Annotated in this window: 17 protein-coding genes; 15 read left to right on the top strand and 2 right to left on the bottom strand. The window is 38.1% G+C overall.

Going from position 1 to position 16,539, the window contains the following annotated elements; translation table 11 throughout:
- Nucleotides 1-134 precede the first annotated feature (134 nt).
- The 4 genes from thpR (at nucleotide 135) to FA727_RS17250 (ending at nucleotide 3,650) form a co-directional block, all read left to right on the top strand.
- Nucleotides 135-695, top strand: a complete 561-nt coding sequence (thpR, locus tag FA727_RS17265; RefSeq protein WP_136832812.1) for an RNA 2',3'-cyclic phosphodiesterase — start codon at nucleotides 135-137, stop codon at nucleotides 693-695.
- A 24-nt stretch (nucleotides 696-719) separates the two neighbouring features.
- Nucleotides 720-1,673 carry a nuclease-related domain-containing protein gene (locus tag FA727_RS17260; protein ID WP_136832811.1) on the top strand — a complete coding sequence of 318 codons (954 nt, stop codon included), beginning with the start codon at nucleotides 720-722 and terminating at the stop codon, nucleotides 1,671-1,673.
- A 15-nt stretch (nucleotides 1,674-1,688) separates the two neighbouring features.
- Complete coding sequence (locus FA727_RS17255) at nucleotides 1,689-2,636, top strand: diacylglycerol/lipid kinase family protein (protein ID WP_136832810.1); 948 nt, start codon at nucleotides 1,689-1,691, stop codon at nucleotides 2,634-2,636.
- A 231-nt stretch (nucleotides 2,637-2,867) separates the two neighbouring features.
- Nucleotides 2,868-3,650, top strand: a complete 783-nt coding sequence (locus tag FA727_RS17250) for a phosphotransferase family protein (protein WP_136832809.1) — start codon at nucleotides 2,868-2,870, stop codon at nucleotides 3,648-3,650.
- On the opposite strand, the gene FA727_RS17245 is transcribed toward FA727_RS17250, so the two are convergent.
- On the bottom strand, nucleotides 3,647-3,916 hold the full coding sequence (locus FA727_RS17245; RefSeq protein ID WP_136832808.1) for a YtzH-like family protein: 270 nt from the start codon (nucleotides 3,914-3,916) through the stop codon (nucleotides 3,647-3,649). The two genes, FA727_RS17250 and FA727_RS17245, sit on opposite strands and share 4 nt — an antisense overlap.
- Nucleotides 3,917-4,073: 157 nt before the next feature.
- Between FA727_RS17245 and trmB the strand changes: the two genes are divergently transcribed.
- From trmB to FA727_RS17230, 3 genes are all read left to right on the top strand, one after another.
- Nucleotides 4,074-4,712 (top strand): tRNA (guanosine(46)-N7)-methyltransferase TrmB, encoded by a 639-nt coding sequence (trmB, locus tag FA727_RS17240; RefSeq protein WP_136832807.1) that lies wholly within the window; start codon nucleotides 4,074-4,076, stop codon nucleotides 4,710-4,712.
- Nucleotides 4,713-4,870: 158 nt separating this feature from the next.
- Nucleotides 4,871-5,266, top strand: coding sequence for a hypothetical protein (locus FA727_RS17235; protein ID WP_136832806.1), 396 nt, complete (start codon nucleotides 4,871-4,873; stop codon nucleotides 5,264-5,266).
- A gap of 99 nt (nucleotides 5,267-5,365) precedes the next feature.
- On the top strand, nucleotides 5,366-6,205 hold the full coding sequence (locus FA727_RS17230) for a YtnP family quorum-quenching lactonase (protein ID WP_136832805.1): 840 nt from the start codon (nucleotides 5,366-5,368) through the stop codon (nucleotides 6,203-6,205).
- 227 nt (nucleotides 6,206-6,432) lie between these two features.
- On the opposite strand, the gene FA727_RS17225 is transcribed toward FA727_RS17230, so the two are convergent.
- Nucleotides 6,433-6,747 (bottom strand): PepSY domain-containing protein, encoded by a 315-nt coding sequence (locus tag FA727_RS17225; RefSeq protein WP_136832804.1) that lies wholly within the window; start codon nucleotides 6,745-6,747, stop codon nucleotides 6,433-6,435.
- Between the two features lie 172 nt (nucleotides 6,748-6,919).
- Here FA727_RS17225 and FA727_RS17220 point away from each other — a divergent pair, with 172 nt between their 5' ends.
- From FA727_RS17220 to murC, 8 genes are all read left to right on the top strand, one after another.
- Complete coding sequence (locus FA727_RS17220) at nucleotides 6,920-7,987, top strand: M42 family metallopeptidase (protein ID WP_136832803.1); 1,068 nt, start codon at nucleotides 6,920-6,922, stop codon at nucleotides 7,985-7,987.
- Nucleotides 7,988-8,005: 18 nt separating this feature from the next.
- Entirely contained in the window at nucleotides 8,006-8,512 is a 507-nt protein-coding gene (locus FA727_RS17215) for a DUF84 family protein (RefSeq protein WP_136832802.1), read from the top strand.
- 172 nt (nucleotides 8,513-8,684) lie between these two features.
- A complete protein-coding gene (locus tag FA727_RS17210) occupies nucleotides 8,685-9,194 on the top strand; it encodes a hypothetical protein (protein ID WP_136832801.1) in 510 nt (169 codons plus the stop codon).
- A 178-nt stretch (nucleotides 9,195-9,372) separates the two neighbouring features.
- The gene (locus tag FA727_RS17205) at nucleotides 9,373-10,395 is read left to right on the top strand and encodes a PTS sugar transporter subunit IIC (RefSeq protein WP_136832800.1); all 1,023 of its coding nucleotides are present in this window, start codon (nucleotides 9,373-9,375) and stop codon (nucleotides 10,393-10,395) included.
- Nucleotides 10,392-10,703, top strand: coding sequence for a thioredoxin family protein (locus tag FA727_RS17200; RefSeq protein WP_136832799.1), 312 nt, complete (start codon nucleotides 10,392-10,394; stop codon nucleotides 10,701-10,703). Before FA727_RS17205 ends, FA727_RS17200 begins: the two co-directional genes overlap by 4 nt.
- A 102-nt stretch (nucleotides 10,704-10,805) precedes the next feature.
- A complete protein-coding gene (locus FA727_RS17195) occupies nucleotides 10,806-11,606 on the top strand; it encodes a DUF1444 domain-containing protein (RefSeq protein WP_136832798.1) in 801 nt (266 codons plus the stop codon).
- Between the two features lie 172 nt (nucleotides 11,607-11,778).
- Entirely contained in the window at nucleotides 11,779-14,436 is a 2,658-nt protein-coding gene (locus FA727_RS17190) for a DNA translocase FtsK (protein WP_136832797.1), read from the top strand.
- Between the two features lie 612 nt (nucleotides 14,437-15,048).
- Nucleotides 15,049-16,356: a UDP-N-acetylmuramate--L-alanine ligase gene (gene murC / locus FA727_RS17185; RefSeq protein ID WP_136832796.1), complete on the top strand. Its 1,308-nt coding sequence runs from the start codon at nucleotides 15,049-15,051 to the stop codon at nucleotides 16,354-16,356.
- The last annotated feature ends 183 nt before the right edge of the window (nucleotides 16,357-16,539 follow it).

Genomic DNA, 16,539 nt, shown 5'->3' with positions numbered 1-16,539 from the left:
TGTTCTTCATTATTATCATATCGAAAATAAACTATTCTGGGCAACTATTCGGACTACAAAACATTTGGCCCGAGTCCCTTTCCAACAAAATATCTGTTAAAATAATGTAAATGATTCTCAGAAAGGACGATATAATGGAAAAGAAGACACATTACTTTTATGCGTTGAAATTGCCTCACGATGTGAAGCTTCAATTAGGGAAGATATGCAACCGGCATCAGTTTCCTTTCGATCGCTGGGTTCACGAAGAGGATTATCATATTACCTTGGCTTTCTTAGGCTATGCTAATATGGATCAGCTTCATGCCTCACTCCATTTTGTGAGAGAAATGCTCGCTGAAAGCCATTCTTTTCCGTTAACAATCGATCACTTAGGGGTATTTGGAAAAAAGGACTCACCACGTATTTTCTGGGCAGGAACAGAACCTGAAGAGCGTTTATCGAAATTGAGAAAATTAGTCTATGATGCATGTCAGACAGCTGAATTTCAACTTGAAACAAGACCCTTTCATCCACATATAACGTTAGCGAGAAAGTGGACGGGAAATACTCCTTTTTCAGATAATAACCTTACTCAAAAGAATCCCTTTGTGGAAGAAGCAATTAAATTTCAAGCAAATGAAGTTGTTTTATATAAGACAAATTTAGTAAAAGTGCCAAAATATGAGGTAGTAGAGTCATTTAGATTAATCTAGTAGTTCTTTAAGGATGGATAATAAATGGGACAGTTAATAAAATTGCAGGATTATGTTTCGCGGTACGAACAGGATATTTTTCTATATCCGTCTCGTTTTGTGAGATTGAAAAAGCAGCAATGGGACAAACTTCATCGGGCTTGGGAAGAAGGGGGATTTCCACAAGCAGTAGAAGAACCACAGACACAAGAGTGGTTTGATGAGGAAAAGGAACCTTTTTTACATAAAATTAAGGGGTTCTTGAAGAAAGGAAAACAGGAAGTTGAGCAAGATGAAGTCGTCGAGTCAGAAGAATCGACTTTTGCACCTTCTTTCACTCATCGGCCAACAACTGTGGATGAACTAAAACGACACTTTTTAGAGCAATTGTTTCATTTTCAAATGAAGTGGGCGAGTACAACTTTAGCAGAGAAAACCTATGTTAATAAAAAGTATTATTACGATGATCGGCTGAAATATTTTTTACAAAGGTTTCCGGACACGTTCCTTGTGTTGTATCAGCCAATTTTTCTGTTGAAAAAAGCTCCTGTTGAGGTTGAGCCAATTGTGATTACGCCAACTGATATTTGGTGTATTTCTTTCTTAGAGCAAGAGGAGTCAGCAGTATTTGTAGGTTCCAACGACCATTTTTGGACCAAACGAAATCAAAAGCAGGAAGAAAAGGTGTTAAATCCATTACTAGGCTTAAATAGAACGGAAAAAATTGTGAAACAAGTCTTAAAGATGTACGAAATTGAGCTCCCAGTTCATAAAGTGGTTTTATCTCGGAACGGATATATTGATTTTCCGGCAGTGCCTTATGATATAAAACTGATCGAGAAACGAAATTATGAACAATGGTTTCAGCAAATGCGAGCACATCGTTCACCGTTAAAACATGTACAGCTTAAGGCTGCTCAGTCTCTTCTACAATATTGTCTTACTACAAGTGTTCGTCGAGTTGAATGGGAGTCGGAATCTGAACAAGAATCTGAATAAATGTAGGTTGATGGAATGAAAAATTTATATGTAATCATTAATCCTCAAGCAAAAAATGGCTACTCAAAAAAGGTCTGGCTGGATGTCGAAAAGGAGTTGCAATCAAGGCAGATTCCTTATACGGCTTTTAATACAGAATATCCTGGACATGCAAGAGAGCTAGCGAGGTCCATTTGCAAGGAAACCAAGCATGAGGATAAAGCGGTAATTGTTGTGATTGGTGGCGATGGCACCTTACATGAAGTAATCAATGGAACTGTGGGTGCAAAAAATGTCTCTGTCGGTTTTATTCCAGGAGGTTCTGGTAATGATTTCAGCAGAGGCTATGGCATTCCGAAAAATCATCTCTCGGCTTCGAACTTTTTATTAAAACAAATCGATTTGCAGCCGATATTAGTAGATGTAGGTGAAATTGTACATAGCGAAGAAAAAACGACCTATTTTGTGAATAATATGGGGGCAGGATTTGATGCCCTAATTACAAAAGAAGCGAACCATTCAAAACTAAAAAAAGTGATGAATCGGTTTTCCCTTGGGAATTTAATTTATGCTTATTTTGTTCTGAAAAAGCTTTTTACGTTTAAACGCACTGTAGTAAATATGACCATTGATGGGAAAAAATATAAATTTGAAGAGACGTGGTTTGTTACTGTCTCCAATCAACCGTACTACGGTGGAGGAATGAAAATTTCTCCGAAGGCATCGGTTCGTGATGGATTATTAAATGTCACGGTCGTCCAAAATCTTTCAAGAATGAAGTTTCTATTTGTCTTTATTACAGTATTTTGGGGTGGACATGAGCGAATGAAAGAAGTGAAAAATTTTCTTGGAAAAGAGATTTTCATAGAATCCAAGGATCCACTTTTTGTTCATGCTGATGGCGAATTTATCGGGGAAACACCAGTTAGTATCCAAGCTTGTCCACAAGTTCTACCTTTAGTAACTAGGGAAATAGATAAATAGGGTACTTGACGATAAATGGTATTTGGAGATAAAATTTAAAAGATTACTGAATGAAATAGCTCTTATTTGTATTTAACAATGATTCGATTTTTGATTAGGTATCTTTATTATGAAGTTTACACAAGATAGCTATTGTTGGGTTCTTGCTTCAGTAGCTGTCTTTTTTATTCTTATGTGATTTTAGTACTCTACTTTGCAAAGCTGAATTGCATCAAATGAAGGTGAACAATTTTGGAACACTTATTTGGACAAGAATGGGAAATTGTCCCTGCTGGAGGGGCAACAGGAGAAGCATTTTTTGCACAGCATGATGGACAAAGACTATTCTTAAAGCGAAATTCCTCTCCATTCCTTGCCGTTTTATCAGCAGAAGGAATTGTTCCAAAGCTTATTTGGACAAAAAGATTAGAGAGTGGAGATGTAATTACAGCACAGCAATGGTTAGAGGGAAGAGAGCTTAAGCCCCCTGAAATGAATTATGAAAGGGTAGCCAAGCTTCTTCACAAAATCCATTGTTCAGACCCACTCTTAGGTATGTTAAAAAGAATGGGAAAATCTCCATTACAACCTAATTATCTCCTTTATTCAATTGAGGAAACATTGGATCAAGAATTACTTGCTCACCCAATTGTCACGTCTTCCTTGCAGTTTTTGAAACATGAACTTGCGAATATTCCAACGGATCTTCAGGTTGTGTGTCACGGGGACGTCAACCATAACAATTGGCTCTTAACAGAGGAAGATGATCAGTTGTATTTAATCGACTGGGACGGTGCGATGATTGGAGACCCAGCAATTGATTTAGGGATGTTGCTGTATTGGTATATTCCACAGGATAAATGGATTGATTGGGTTCGTCTTTACGGCATTGAATTAACCGACCATCTACGCCTACGCATGAAATGGTATTTTGTTGCTCAGACGTTAAATTCGATTCAATGGTTAAAAGATAAAGAGCGGACCGAAGAAATGGAGAAGTCGCTCCATTTTATCGGGGAACTTCTCACTTTTTAAGAGAACTGGTCAACGTCACTAACCCACTGGGACAATTGCTCTTGATGCGATTCAATATGTTGGTCTAAATTGTTAGATTGTATTCCATTCTGACTATAATTGTGGATTTGCTCTAATACATTTGGATTGAGATTAGAACCTGCTTTTAAAGATTGAACAAGTCGTTCTAGTTGTTCAAGTTCGGATACAGACCCGCAGCAATCCAATTGATGATTGCTTAAAATATCTTTTAATAAGTCAACTTGGTTTTGTTGATTGAGAGGCATTGGTACCACCCTTTCGATACGGACAAATTTTTAAAGGAATTCACATCTAGCATGTGAATTCCTTTTCTTGATTATGCATCGTGTCATACAGGTGCTTGCGCTTTTTTTATACACATGATATGTTGTTTTGTATGAATATTTTTTTAGGGGTGTACAAATGCGTGTAAGACATAAGCCGTGGGCAAGAGAAATGCTGGAGTCACATCCACAGTATGTTGTCTCTTCTCCTGAACAATATAAAGGCAATTGGGAAGCTGTTTTTGAAAACGATCAGCCGCTGCATATTGAGGTTGGTACGGGGAAAGGTCGTTTTATTACGGAAATGGCCAAAGCCAATCCTCATATTAATTATATCGGGATTGAATTATTTGAAAGTGTAATTGTAACGGCACTGGACCGTTTAATAGAAGCGAATTTACCGAATCTTAGACTGTTAAATGTGAATGGAGAAAAATTAACAGAGTACTTCGCGAAGGGCGATGTCAGTCGAGTGTATTTAAACTTTTCCGATCCATGGCCAAAAACTCGACATGCGAAACGTCGTTTAACCTATAAGACCTTTTTGAAGCTGTATGAGGAAATCCTCATTGATAAAGGTGAAATCCATTTTAAAACAGACAACCAAGGATTATTTGAATACTCATTAATGAGTTTTTCAGAATATGGTATGCTGCTAAAATTCGTCAGTCTAGATTTGCACAATAGCGATTTTGAAGGAAACATTATGACTGAGTATGAAGAGAAGTTCTCAAATAAAGGCTTTCGAATTTATCGCTGTGAGGTTCAATATCAATAGGTCGACTCTTTTGGAAAAACACATATATAAGCAACAAAATTAGCAGAGCTATTTCATATATGAAACAGCTCTGTTTTTTGTTCAGAAATTATATGTAGCCTACTTTCTAATCCTCATAGATCCTTAATGGTTGAATATATTGCATTGAGGAGGGAGAAATGAAAAAATTAATTAGCATTAGGCTAGCAAGTAATTTAATAATCACTATTAATACCACCGCCCTTCTGATGCATGTCCTAATACTTTTAAAAATTGTGCCATATGATTTTGTATGGGGAGGACGATTAAAGAGTGAGTCAGATTTAGTTATTTTTGAAAGCATGTCGATTGTAGTACAAATTCTATTCATTACAATTATTGCTGTAAAAGCAGGCTATATTTTCAAAGGAAAGTTTAAAAGAACTGTGAACGTTGGTACATGGGTCATGTTTGGACTTATGGTGCTTAATACAATAGGCAATTTATTCTCAAACTCAGGCTTGGAAACGATGGTAATGACTCCGATAACCTGTTTGCTTGCACTATTGGTATTCAGATTAGCAATTGAAAAATAAAATCGTTTTTACATTTGAATTCAAAAGAGACGGGTTCATCCATTTTATGTGGGTAACCTTTTTTAATATGGTAAAATAACTCAAAAGGGGGATTTTACCATGGAAACTTTGCAAATCGGGCAATATTCACTGACTTGGTTAAAAGGAGGCGTGACCCATTTAGATGGAGGTGCCATGTTTGGAGTGGTTCCTAAGCCTTTGTGGTCAAAAAAATATCCTTCCAATGAAAACAACCAGATTGAACTCAGAACGGACCCTATCCTCATTCAAGGGAATGGAAAAAACATTCTCGTGGAATCAGGGATTGGAAATGGAAAGTTAACAGATAAGCAAAAGAGAAATTTCGGTGTCCTAGAGGAATCTGAAGTGGAGCAATCCTTAAGCGAGCTTGGATTGTTGCCAAATGATATTGATTATGTCATTATGACTCACCTTCATTATGATCATGCCAACGGACTGACAAAGCTTATCGATGGAAAGTATGTCTCGGTTTTTCCTAATAGTAAAATTATGACCTCTCAAGTCGAATGGGATGAAATGAGAAATCCCAACATCCGTTCTCAAAATACATATTGGAAAGAAAATTGGGAGCCAATTGTGGAACAGGTGCAGACATTTGATCAAGAATGGTCGCTCGGTCCGATAAAAATGTTTTACACTGGTGGCCATAGCGACGGTCATTCGATTTTTGTTATTGAAGACGGTGGAGATATCGCCGTTCATATGGCTGATATTATGCCAACCCATGCCCATCAAAATGTGCTATGGGTGATGGCGTATGATGATTACCCAATGAAGTCAATTGAAGCAAAGCAAAAATGGCTAGAATACGGTCTTGGGAAAAAGGCTTGGTTTACTTTTTACCATGATGCCTACTATCGTGCGGTGAAGTGGGATGCCGACAATCAGCTGGAGCAAGTGCTGAAGAGAGAAAGATAACAAAACAGTCTAGCTGGGGGAGTATTGCCCCTTGGCTAGACTGTTTTGTTATGGGTATATATCTAGTGATTGTTGGTGCAGACAAGGTTTTGTGCAAACAAACTGTTTTGATTGACAAATATTGATGGAGTTCAGGTGATTTTGTCAATCAAAAGGTAGATGATTGCCAACTATAGCTTGATTTTAGTGAATATTGTCAATCAAACCTCTCTCGCATGGCTGTTTCTTTATGTAAGACTTACAGAATCAATAATTGCTCCTGTTTTCGCATCAGCGATAAATTCATATTGAACGATTTCGTGGCCAACGGACCTTGATATGCCGCCACGATACACATCATAAGTTAAGCCTTGTTTTTCGTAGGATTCTGGTTTCATATGAATCCATGAGCCACTAATTGGTCCAGATTGTTTAAACAACGATTTGGCATTAGATAATGCTTTTTCAGGTGAAACATTTGTATTTGTTTCTAATAATTCCTTTGCGACAAATCCGCTAACAAGCCCAACGCTTAGTCCTAAAACGAATGATTTCCAATTCAACTAAATGCCCCCTCATCAAGAATGAATTGTCTTCTAGTATGAACATATTTTATCACAGTTACAACATCGAAGGTGGCAAGATGAAACAAAGTTCTGTAAAATAAAGTTCATACAAATCAATCAATTTCATAATGACAAAATTGATAATACATATTGGCAAGGAGACGAGACCATGAACGAAAAAACAAGAGAACTGTTTAAAACATTAACAGAATTACCTGGGGCACCTGGAAATGAACATTTAGTCCGAAAATTCATGCGTGAACAGCTAGAGAAGTATAGTGATGATATCGTTCAAGACAAGCTTGGTGGCATCTTTGGAGTACGTAATGGTGACGGACCAACGATAATGGTTGCTGGTCATATGGACGAAGTTGGATTTATGGTAACGGCCATTACGGAAAATGGTATGCTTCGTTTTCAAACGCTAGGTGGTTGGTGGAGTCAAGTTCTTTTGGCTCAACGTGTTCAAATTATTACGGAAAATGGTCCTGTCGTTGGAGTGATTGGTTCCATTCCACCTCATTTATTAGATGAAGCGAAAAAAAATAAGCCAATGGAAATTTCAAATATGCTTATTGATATTGGAGCAGATGATCGGGAGGATGCGATTAAAATCGGGATCAAGCCTGGTCAGCAAATTGTACCTATTTGTCCATTTACACCAATGGCAAATGAAAAGAAAATTTTAGCAAAAGCATGGGACAATCGTTATGGTTGCGGGTTAGCGATTGAATTATTAGAGGCTGTTAAGGATGAGAAGCTTCCAAATACGCTTTATTCAGGTGCAACTGTACAAGAAGAGGTTGGCTTGAGAGGAGCGCAAACGGCAGCAACCATGATTAAACCGGATATTTTCTTTGCCTTAGATGCGAGCCCTGCCAATGATATGACCGGGGATAAAAAAGAATTTGGTCATCTAGGAAAGGGTACTTTATTAAGAATTTTGGACCGTTCGATGGTTACTCATCGTGGGATGAGAGAGTTTGTGCTTGATACGGCAGAAAAACATGACATTCCTTATCAGTATTTCGTTTCTCCAGGAGGAACAGATGCAGGTCGCGTGCATATGACGAATGAAGGTGTTCCTAGTGCCGTTGTTGGAATTTGTTCACGTTATATTCATACACATGCGTCGATTGTTCATGTGGATGACTATGCAGCGGCAAAGGAATTAATCGTAAAATTAGTTAAAGCTTGTGACCGTACAACTGTAGAAACAATTAGACAGAATTCATAAGGGAAGGGCTTAACAAAGATGAAAGTTGTAATAGGTACAAAAAATCCTGCCAAAATCAAAGCAGTAGAAGCTGCTTTTGAAGGCTATGAAGCAGAATTCGTCTCTGTGAACGTAGCTTCAGGGGTAAATGAACAGCCTTTTTCCGATGAAGAAACGATTAAAGGTGCCGTAAATCGTGCATTAGCAGCCTTGGAAGAAGGCGACGTGGGGATTGGCTTAGAAGGTGGCGTACACGAACATGAAAGTGGACTCTTTCTTTGTAATTGGGGAGCACTTGCTGTAAAAGGAGAAGTTCCTTATATTGCAGGTGGTGCAAGAATCCCGTTACCGGAGGAAATCGCTTCTAAATTACGTTCTGGCAAGGAGCTTGGGCCTGTGATGGATGAATATGCTCAGAAAGAGAATATTCGCAAGCAAGAAGGGGCAGTTGGCGTTTTTTCTAACGGGCGAGTTGATCGAGCAGAAATGTTTTCTCATGTCATGAAGCTTTTAGTTGGACAGTACGAATATAAACTTAAAAACTAGTTATTTTGCACCTGATCATTTGCGATCAGGTGTATTTTTTTTCGATATATAGGAAAATGGGCACGGTTGCCAGAACTTGAAATAGAAGGGTATGATAGAAACCAATGTGTTTAAACAATTGATTCATGATTGTAAAACAACATGTGCTTTTTCGTGCAAGGAGGAAATAACAATGAAACTTAAAGCGAAGGCGTTAGTAGTAAGTGTGATTGCATTTGGATTAATGAGTGGCTGTTCGGCTTCATTCGATGAAGCGAAGGATGAAGCATTGGTTGCAGTTGAGGAAACTTTTAAGGAAACACCAAAAGATACGAATAATAAAAATGATGATATAAAATTTTATTTACCATTCGGATTTGAAGTAGAAGAAGAGACACCGAACAATATAATTTTGAAAAATGGCTCGAAGACTTATATTCTTTTTTATAATCTCCAAGAGGAGCCGAAAAGTGAAGTTGTGTTAAATGCAACTTTACAGCAAAAAAACTATGATATTACGGAACGCTTTCAACAGGATGACAAGCTCAGTTATGTTCTCGTGAACAAGAGTAATGATGAAGAGAATGAGGTTGTCGTAGGGATAGGTGGAGTGAAAATTACAAGTGAGGTAAAAACCTCTAGCCTAAAGTCAGAAGCAGAAACCATGATGAGAATTGTGAAATCAGTAAAAGCTAATAAATAAAATCTGGTGTCAAGATTTGTTAGGAGAACCCTACAAAATTTTTGACACCTTTTTTCATACTATAAGAAATTACTAGAAATACTAAAAAAGTGTTCCATTTTTACAAGAGCCGTTATACAATGAATCTTGTCACATGTGTCAAGACACCTGTAAATACAGTGGAGAGGAACAATGAGAGATGAAGAAATTTTTAGAGAAGAAAGGGGTAAGTCTTTCCTTAAAGGCTTATTTTATCGACTCATTAAATGGTATGGCGCTTGGTCTATTTTCATCCTTAATCATAGGGTTAATTATTAAAACAATCGGAGAACAACTAGATATAGCCTTTTTAGTAGAAATTGGTACGATGGCGATGGGCTTAATGGGACCAGCTATTGGTGTGGCGGTGGCTTATAGCCTTAAAGCACCTCCTCTTGTTTTGTTTGCGGCAATTTTTAGTGGGGCAGCCGGTGGAACTTTAGGTGGAGAAGCAGGAGCCTTTGTCGCTGCTCTTATCTCTGTTGAACTGGGGAAGATAGTTAGTAAAGAAACGCGCATTGATATTATTGTCACACCTTTAGTGACGATTTTAACTGGATTTGCTGTAGCTAAAGTCGTCGGTCCTGCTGTTGATTATGCAATGAAAGCAGTCGGTGATCTCATTGTATGGAGTACAGATCAACAGCCAATCCTAATGGGAATTGTCATTTCTGTTGCGATGGGACTTGCGTTAACTTATCCTATTTCAAGTGCAGCGATTGCCATGATGTTGGATTTAAACGGCATAGCTGCTGGAGCTGCTGTCATTGGATGCGCAGCTCAAATGATTGGCTTTGCTGCAAGTAGTTATCGCGAGAACAAAATTTCTGGTCTGATATCACTTGGGGTTGGTACATCGAGCTTACTTGCCCCAAATTCGATCCGAAATCCATGGATTATTATTCCGCCAACAGTAGCCGGTATTATTCTCGCTCCGATTGGGACAACTTTGCTGGATTTTCATAACAATGCGGCGGGTGCAGGCATGGGGACGAGTGGATTGGTTGGCCCAATGATGACTTTTACAACAATGGGATTCGGTCCGGATGTATGGATTAAAGTAATCTTGTTGCTTTTTGTTGGACCTGCTGTAATTAGCCTGTTATTATCAGAATATATGAGGAAAAAAGGTTGGATCAAATCAGGTGATATGTTGATCCAAATAGAAGGAGCAAGAGAATGAAAAAATTAGAAAGCATGGAACAGTTTGAGCAATTGAAAAATGATGGAAAGCATATCTTTATGTTTTCAGCTAACTGGTGTCCGGATTGCCGTTTCATTGATCCGTTTTTACCAGAAATTCAAGAAAAGTACCAAGAGTTTACGTTTGTGTACGTGGATCGTGACGAGTTCATTGATTTATGTGGACAAGTGGATGTCTTTGGAATTCCGAGCTTCCTTGCTTATGAAAACGGAAAAGAGCTTGGCCGTTTTGTAAGCAAAGATCGTAAGACGAAAGAAGAAGTAGAAAAGTTTATCGAAAGCTTATAATAAATATTAAGAGCCCTTTATCTTGATTCTTTGAGATAGAGGGTTTTTTGTTGTAATATAAATAGGATTGGAGAATCTCCTAATCGTGAGGAGGAAACAATGATGAAAATGGATAGTATTAAGATGAAACGAGAGCTTGAAAAGCGATTACAACGTCCAGGACGGACTTTTACTTATGATAAAAAGAATGACCAGCTTCGGATTGTAAATGAAGAAACCGGCAAAGGAATTACCATTTCTCTTCCAGGGATAGTTGGGAAATGGGAGGAGCAAAAGGAAAAAGCTATTGATTCAGTCGTCTATTATGTAGAAGAAGGACTGCAAGCAATGGTCGAACCGCTGAAGCTTGATGGACATGAAAAGAGGATTTTTCCTGTTATTCGTTCTACATCTTTTCCAACGAGCTCTCAGGAAAATGTTGAACTTCTATATGATGAACATACGGCGGAGACTAGAATCTACTATGCTCTTGATTTAGATAAAACGTATCGATTGATTGACGAGCAGCTCCTTGCAAAAGAAGGATGGGATCGCAATCGGATTAAAGAGATTGCCCTCTTCAATGTTCGTTCTCTTTCTACTGAAACGAAAGTAGATCAGGTAGCTGGTAACACCTTTTATTTTTTGAACAAAAATGATGGGTATGATGCGAGTCGTATTCTAAACGAATCTTTCCTTAAGGAAATGGAACAAAAGATTACTGGAACAATGGCTGTAGGCGTTCCCCATCAAGATGTACTCATTATTGTTGATATCCAAAATGACACGGGCTATGATGTCCTTGCCCAAATGATGATGAGCTTCTTTGCAAGTGGAAGGGTACCAATCACAGCTCTGTCCTTTATTTATGAAAATGGCGAATTAGATCCTATCTTTATTTTAGGGAAAAATAAGAAGAGATGATGAGGAGGTTCCACCAATTGTGGTGGGCCTTTCTTCTTTTTATAGTGAAAAATATGTAAAAACAGGTAAATAGCCCTGTTCCTTCATATTTATCTCGAAATTTTTATATTTATTGCTAAAATAAAGTATATAGAAAAACTAGAGAATTGTATTTTAGAAAGAGTGATTTATTTTGAGTTGGTTTAAAAAACTATTTCAATCCCATAACAGTGAAGAAGATGATTACATAGAAGAGGCTCGCCCAGAACATAAGGAAGGACGTCCAGATGTAGATGCGAGAGTTATCTATCAATATCCAAAAGGACAGTTTCGCTTTCCTTTAATTCCTGATGAGGAGCGAGGGGGGAAGAGAACTAGACCAACTGGAGAGAGCAGGAGAACGACACAGCCTTCCCAAGAACCAAAAAGGCCAGAACGACGAGCACAGCCGTCTTTGGAAAAAGGTCAACCAAGTGTAAAAAAAGTTGTTACTCCGCCTAAAGCAAAGCCTGTGCAAAAGAAGAACTATTCGAATGGGCCATTTCGTCCGACGGAAATTCCATCTCCTATTTATGGGTATGAAAGACCTCCAAGAAGAACGAAACCAGTGGAAGTTGAATTAAATGGATTTACAAGTGTGAAAAATGAAGAAGAACAAGTTGTTCCTGTGTCTAAACCAATCAGTGGGGGAGAATCTAATTCTGTACAAAGAATGGAACGAGATTCTTTGGTACCATCTCAAGTGGTGAATGAGCCAAAAATTGATATTGTGGCCCAAACGCCAGTAGATCATGAGAATACAAATGAGTTCGAGCGTGAGTCGATTCCATTTACTAAAGTTGAGCCTTCTCTTGTCGTTGAAATTGACTCGAAGCCTGAGCTACCTACGTACAACGAGAATGATTTTGTAACTGAAATTGATAGTGTGGTAGAACAAGAACATGAAGTAATTGAACTAGTGGAAGAGATTGTTGAAATTGAAGATTACTATGATGAGTTAGAAACTATTACTGAAGAGCATGACGAAGTAGCGGCGCTAGAATTTGAGAGGGAAGTTACTACTGAAATTGTTTATGAAGTACAGGAGACTCCAATTCAGACTACAGAAGCCATTCTTGAGGACAATGTTATTTTACAATCTGAATTAGAGGTTGAAGAGCAGGACGAACAAGTGGAGGATTTAGAATCCGAAAGACCTGTAGAGAAAAAACGCTCTCACATTCCATTCAATGTCCTCATGCTTTCACAAGATAAACGTAAGCTTGAAAACAAAGCGAAAGAAACGTTTGCTCCTGCTATTTCTGAAGTAAGCGTGACATTAGAAGAATCGAAACCAGATGAAATTGTTACTGAACTCAATACACAGGAAGTTAAATCAGTAGAAACCCTTGTATTAGAAGATACAGAGGAAGTCAGTGAGGATAGCTCAGAAGAAGCTTACTATGTCTTCCCATCGGTCAATTTATTAAAGCCTCCTGTTTTTAAAAGTGTGGACAAGGAATGGCTTGAATTACAGGAGCACCAGTTGAATGAAACATTATTTAACTTTAATGTTCGAGCTAGTGTAGCCAATGTGACGCAAGGACCATCTGTTACTCGCTTTGAAGTTCGTCCTGAGCCAGGGGTTAAAGTAAATAAAATCACGAACTTAGCGGATGATATTAAATTGAGCCTTGCTGCAAAAGATATTCGTATGGAGGCACCGATTCCTGGAACGCATATGATTGGAATCGAAGTACCAAATGAATCAAGTCGTCCTGTGTTTATTAGTGAAATCATTAATAGCCAGGAATTTATTGAATCCCAATCGCCTTTAACAGCTGTACTCGGTTTAGACATTTCCGGGGAACCAATCGTCACTGATTTACGAAAAATGCCTCACGGACTCATTGCAGGGGCGACAGGTTCAGGAAAAAGCGTTTGTATCAATTCGATCCTTGTGAGCTTGCTTTATAAGGCCAATCCAAATGAAGTTAAGCTTTTGCTTATCGATCCAAAAATGGTTGAGCTTGCACCATATAACCAAATCCCGCATTTGGTAAGTCCAGTTATCACTGATGTGAAAGCTGCGACAGCGGCACTTAAATGGGCTGTTGAAGAGATGGAACGCCGATATGAGTTATTTGCTCATGCAGGTGTTCGAGACATTTCTCGCTTTAATGAAATTGCCGAACAGGAAAAAAGGTATTCTGTAAAGCTTCCATATATCGTTATTGTAATTGATGAGTTAGCCGATTTGATGATGATGTCTCCGGCTGATGTAGAAGAGGCAATTTGTCGAATTGCTCAAAAGGCACGCGCATGTGGAATTCATTTAATTATCGCGACACAGCGTCCATCTGTCGATGTTATTACTGGTTTAATCAAAGCAAACGTACCGACAAGAATTGCTTTCTCTGTGTCATCACAAATTGACTCTAGAACGATTATTGATATAAGCGGTGCAGAGCGATTACTTGGTCGAGGCGACATGCTATTTTTAGAAAATGGTTCATCGAAGCCTGTAAGACTACAAGGAACCTATGTGACAGATGAGGAAATTGATGCAATTGTGAATCATGTTCGTAGGGAACAAAGTCCTCAGTACTTATTTGAGCAAGAAGAGTTATTGAAAAAAGCTATTGTTTCTGAGGAAGAGGATGAATTATTTTATGAAGCTTGCGAGTTTATCATTGAACAAGGTGGAGCTTCAACATCTAGTCTTCAAAGGAAATTTAAGATTGGCTACAACCGTGCGGCGAGACTAATTGATATGATGGAAGAACAAGGTTTTATTTCAGAAGCAAGAGGTAGTAAGCCACGTGATGTATTAATCACCGAATCAGAATTAGAATCTTTTCAGGATGAATAGAATTTTTCATCTAGGTTGAAGACATGGTATTCTAGATTTGTTTTATACTAAGATATAGTTCTAAAGATGGTTATAAATGAGTATGATCGGATTGGTATTTACAACAGGAATCCAACCTTGTACCATAGTTTTTAAAATGAAATGGTGCTATAATGGTTGAACATGAGTCAATACGACATACATACAAACAGTTAGAAACCCGGGGAATCGTATGATTCAAGGAGCTAGTTTCGCGTTTTTGCCAAAAATGAGCAAAATTGATTATAACTCATATACTGTTTTACAGATGACTTTCTTCACTGTTCCAATGAAAATGCCAATAGTGAAAACAACAATGTAACGAAAACAGCTATTGTTTTCTAATTAAAAGTGCTTAAAGCATGATTATAAAGATAATGAAAACAGTCACTGTTTTCTGTATCAAAGTGCTTAAGGCATCATTATAAGATAACGAAAACAGCTTACTGTTTTCTATTCAGAGAAAATTAATCTTCAAAGGCAGATTCCATTCGTTATGATGATTTTCTTATGAGAATTTCTTGATGGAGTTGGCAACAGCAAAAGTTGATAAAATTTCAGCCTTGCAGATAGAAGATGGTTGGAGGTTCTATTATGACGATTTACCACTTTGTAGGGATAAAGGGTTCAGGAATGAGTGCACTAGCACAAATTCTTCACGATATGGGATTCGAGGTTCAGGGCTCTGATTATGAAAAGCGTTTTTTTACGCAAATAGCACTTGAAGAGGCTGGCATCAAAATCCTCCCTTTCCAAAAAGAAAATATACAGCCTGGCATGACAATTATTGCGGGAAATGCGTTTCCTGATACACATGAAGAAATTGTTCGTGCGATGGAATTAGGATTGCCAGTTGTTCGTTATCATCGTTTCTTGGGTCAGTTCATGGATCGGTTCACGAGCATCGGAATTACTGGTGCTCATGGTAAAACATCGACAACTGGTCTATTAGCCCATGTCATGAAGGGGGCAGAACCTACTGCCTACTTAATTGGGGATGGTACAGGAAAAGGAGATAAAGAAGCGGAGTTTTTCGTTTTTGAAGCATGTGAATATCGAAGACACTTCTTATCGTATTTCCCTGACTACTGTATCATGACGAATATTGATTTTGATCATCCTGACTATTTTGCAAATGTAGAGGACGTTTTCTCTGCGTTTCAAGAGATGGCCCTTCAAGTTAAAAAAGGCATTATTGCTTGCGGTGACGATGAGAAGCTACAAAAAATCCAGGCGAAAGTACCAGTTCTTTTTTACGGCTTTGGAGAAGAAAATGATTTTCAAGCGAGAAATGTGGAAAGAACAGCTGAAGGTACAAAGTTTGATGTATTTGTTCGCAATACTTTCTACGATACATTTGCGATTCCAACCTATGGTGATCACAATGTATTGAATGCCCTAGCAATCATTGCTATTTGTCATTATGAAGAAATTGATTCTTCCATTGTGAAGGAACAGCTTTTAACCTTCAAGGGCGTGAAAAGACGTTTTACGGAAAAAAGTGTAGGGTCTCAAATTCTAATTGATGATTACGCACACCATCCAACGGAAATTAAAGCAACCATTAATGCAGCAAGACAGAAGTACCCAGATAAGAATATTATTGCAGTGTTTCAACCGCATACCTTTACAAGAACGCAAACCTTCTTAGGAGAATTTGCGGAAAGCTTGAAGCTTGCTGATAAAACTTATTTGTGTGAAATTTTTGGTTCTGCTCGTGAGAATCATGGACAGCTTTCGATTGAAGATTTACAAAAGCTTGTTCCGAATGCAAGCATTATTAAAGAAGATGAAACTGCTAGCTTGAAAGAGCATGAAAACAGTGTCATTCTCTTTATGGGTGCAGGAGATATTCAAAAATTCCAAAACGCATATGAACAAAGCTTAAAGCCACAGTCTTAATGACTGTGGTTTTTTGGTTGGGCAATAGGGTGGTGGTTGGGTAGTCGAGTGACAGTTCTTTCTTTGAAGGTTATGTCAGGAAGACAATGATGATTGAATTCTTATGAATAGTGTCTTTAAGAAGCGGTCATGCGGACACTAATGGCTGGAATCTTATGAATAGTGTCTTCATGAAGCGGTCAT

The sequence above is a fragment of the Robertmurraya kyonggiensis genome (assembly GCF_005116465.1).
GTDB lineage: Bacteria > Bacillota > Bacilli > Bacillales > Cytobacillaceae > Robertmurraya > Robertmurraya kyonggiensis.
Note: the sequence above shows the minus strand (reverse complement) of the source record. Positions and strands in the feature narration are given on the sequence as shown.

Coding starts and splice junctions, on each gene's coding strand:
- FA727_RS17220 (WP_136832803.1), top strand. CDS start 6,920: ATGAACGAAAAAACAAGAGAACTGTTTAAAACATTAACAGAATTACCT.
- FA727_RS17205 (WP_136832800.1), top strand. CDS start 9,373: ATGAAGAAATTTTTAGAGAAGAAAGGGGTAAGTCTTTCCTTAAAGGCT.
- thpR (WP_136832812.1), top strand. CDS start 135: ATGGAAAAGAAGACACATTACTTTTATGCGTTGAAATTGCCTCACGAT.
- murC (WP_136832796.1), top strand. CDS start 15,049: ATGACGATTTACCACTTTGTAGGGATAAAGGGTTCAGGAATGAGTGCA.
- trmB (WP_136832807.1), top strand. CDS start 4,074: ATGCGTGTAAGACATAAGCCGTGGGCAAGAGAAATGCTGGAGTCACAT.
- FA727_RS17255 (WP_136832810.1), top strand. CDS start 1,689: ATGAAAAATTTATATGTAATCATTAATCCTCAAGCAAAAAATGGCTAC.
- FA727_RS17210 (WP_136832801.1), top strand. CDS start 8,685: ATGAAACTTAAAGCGAAGGCGTTAGTAGTAAGTGTGATTGCATTTGGA.
- FA727_RS17200 (WP_136832799.1), top strand. CDS start 10,392: ATGAAAAAATTAGAAAGCATGGAACAGTTTGAGCAATTGAAAAATGAT.
- FA727_RS17245 (WP_136832808.1), bottom strand. CDS start 3,916: ATGCCTCTCAATCAACAAAACCAAGTTGACTTATTAAAAGATATTTTA.
- FA727_RS17195 (WP_136832798.1), top strand. CDS start 10,806: ATGAAAATGGATAGTATTAAGATGAAACGAGAGCTTGAAAAGCGATTA.
- FA727_RS17260 (WP_136832811.1), top strand. CDS start 720: ATGGGACAGTTAATAAAATTGCAGGATTATGTTTCGCGGTACGAACAG.
- FA727_RS17215 (WP_136832802.1), top strand. CDS start 8,006: ATGAAAGTTGTAATAGGTACAAAAAATCCTGCCAAAATCAAAGCAGTA.
- FA727_RS17230 (WP_136832805.1), top strand. CDS start 5,366: ATGGAAACTTTGCAAATCGGGCAATATTCACTGACTTGGTTAAAAGGA.
- FA727_RS17235 (WP_136832806.1), top strand. CDS start 4,871: ATGAAAAAATTAATTAGCATTAGGCTAGCAAGTAATTTAATAATCACT.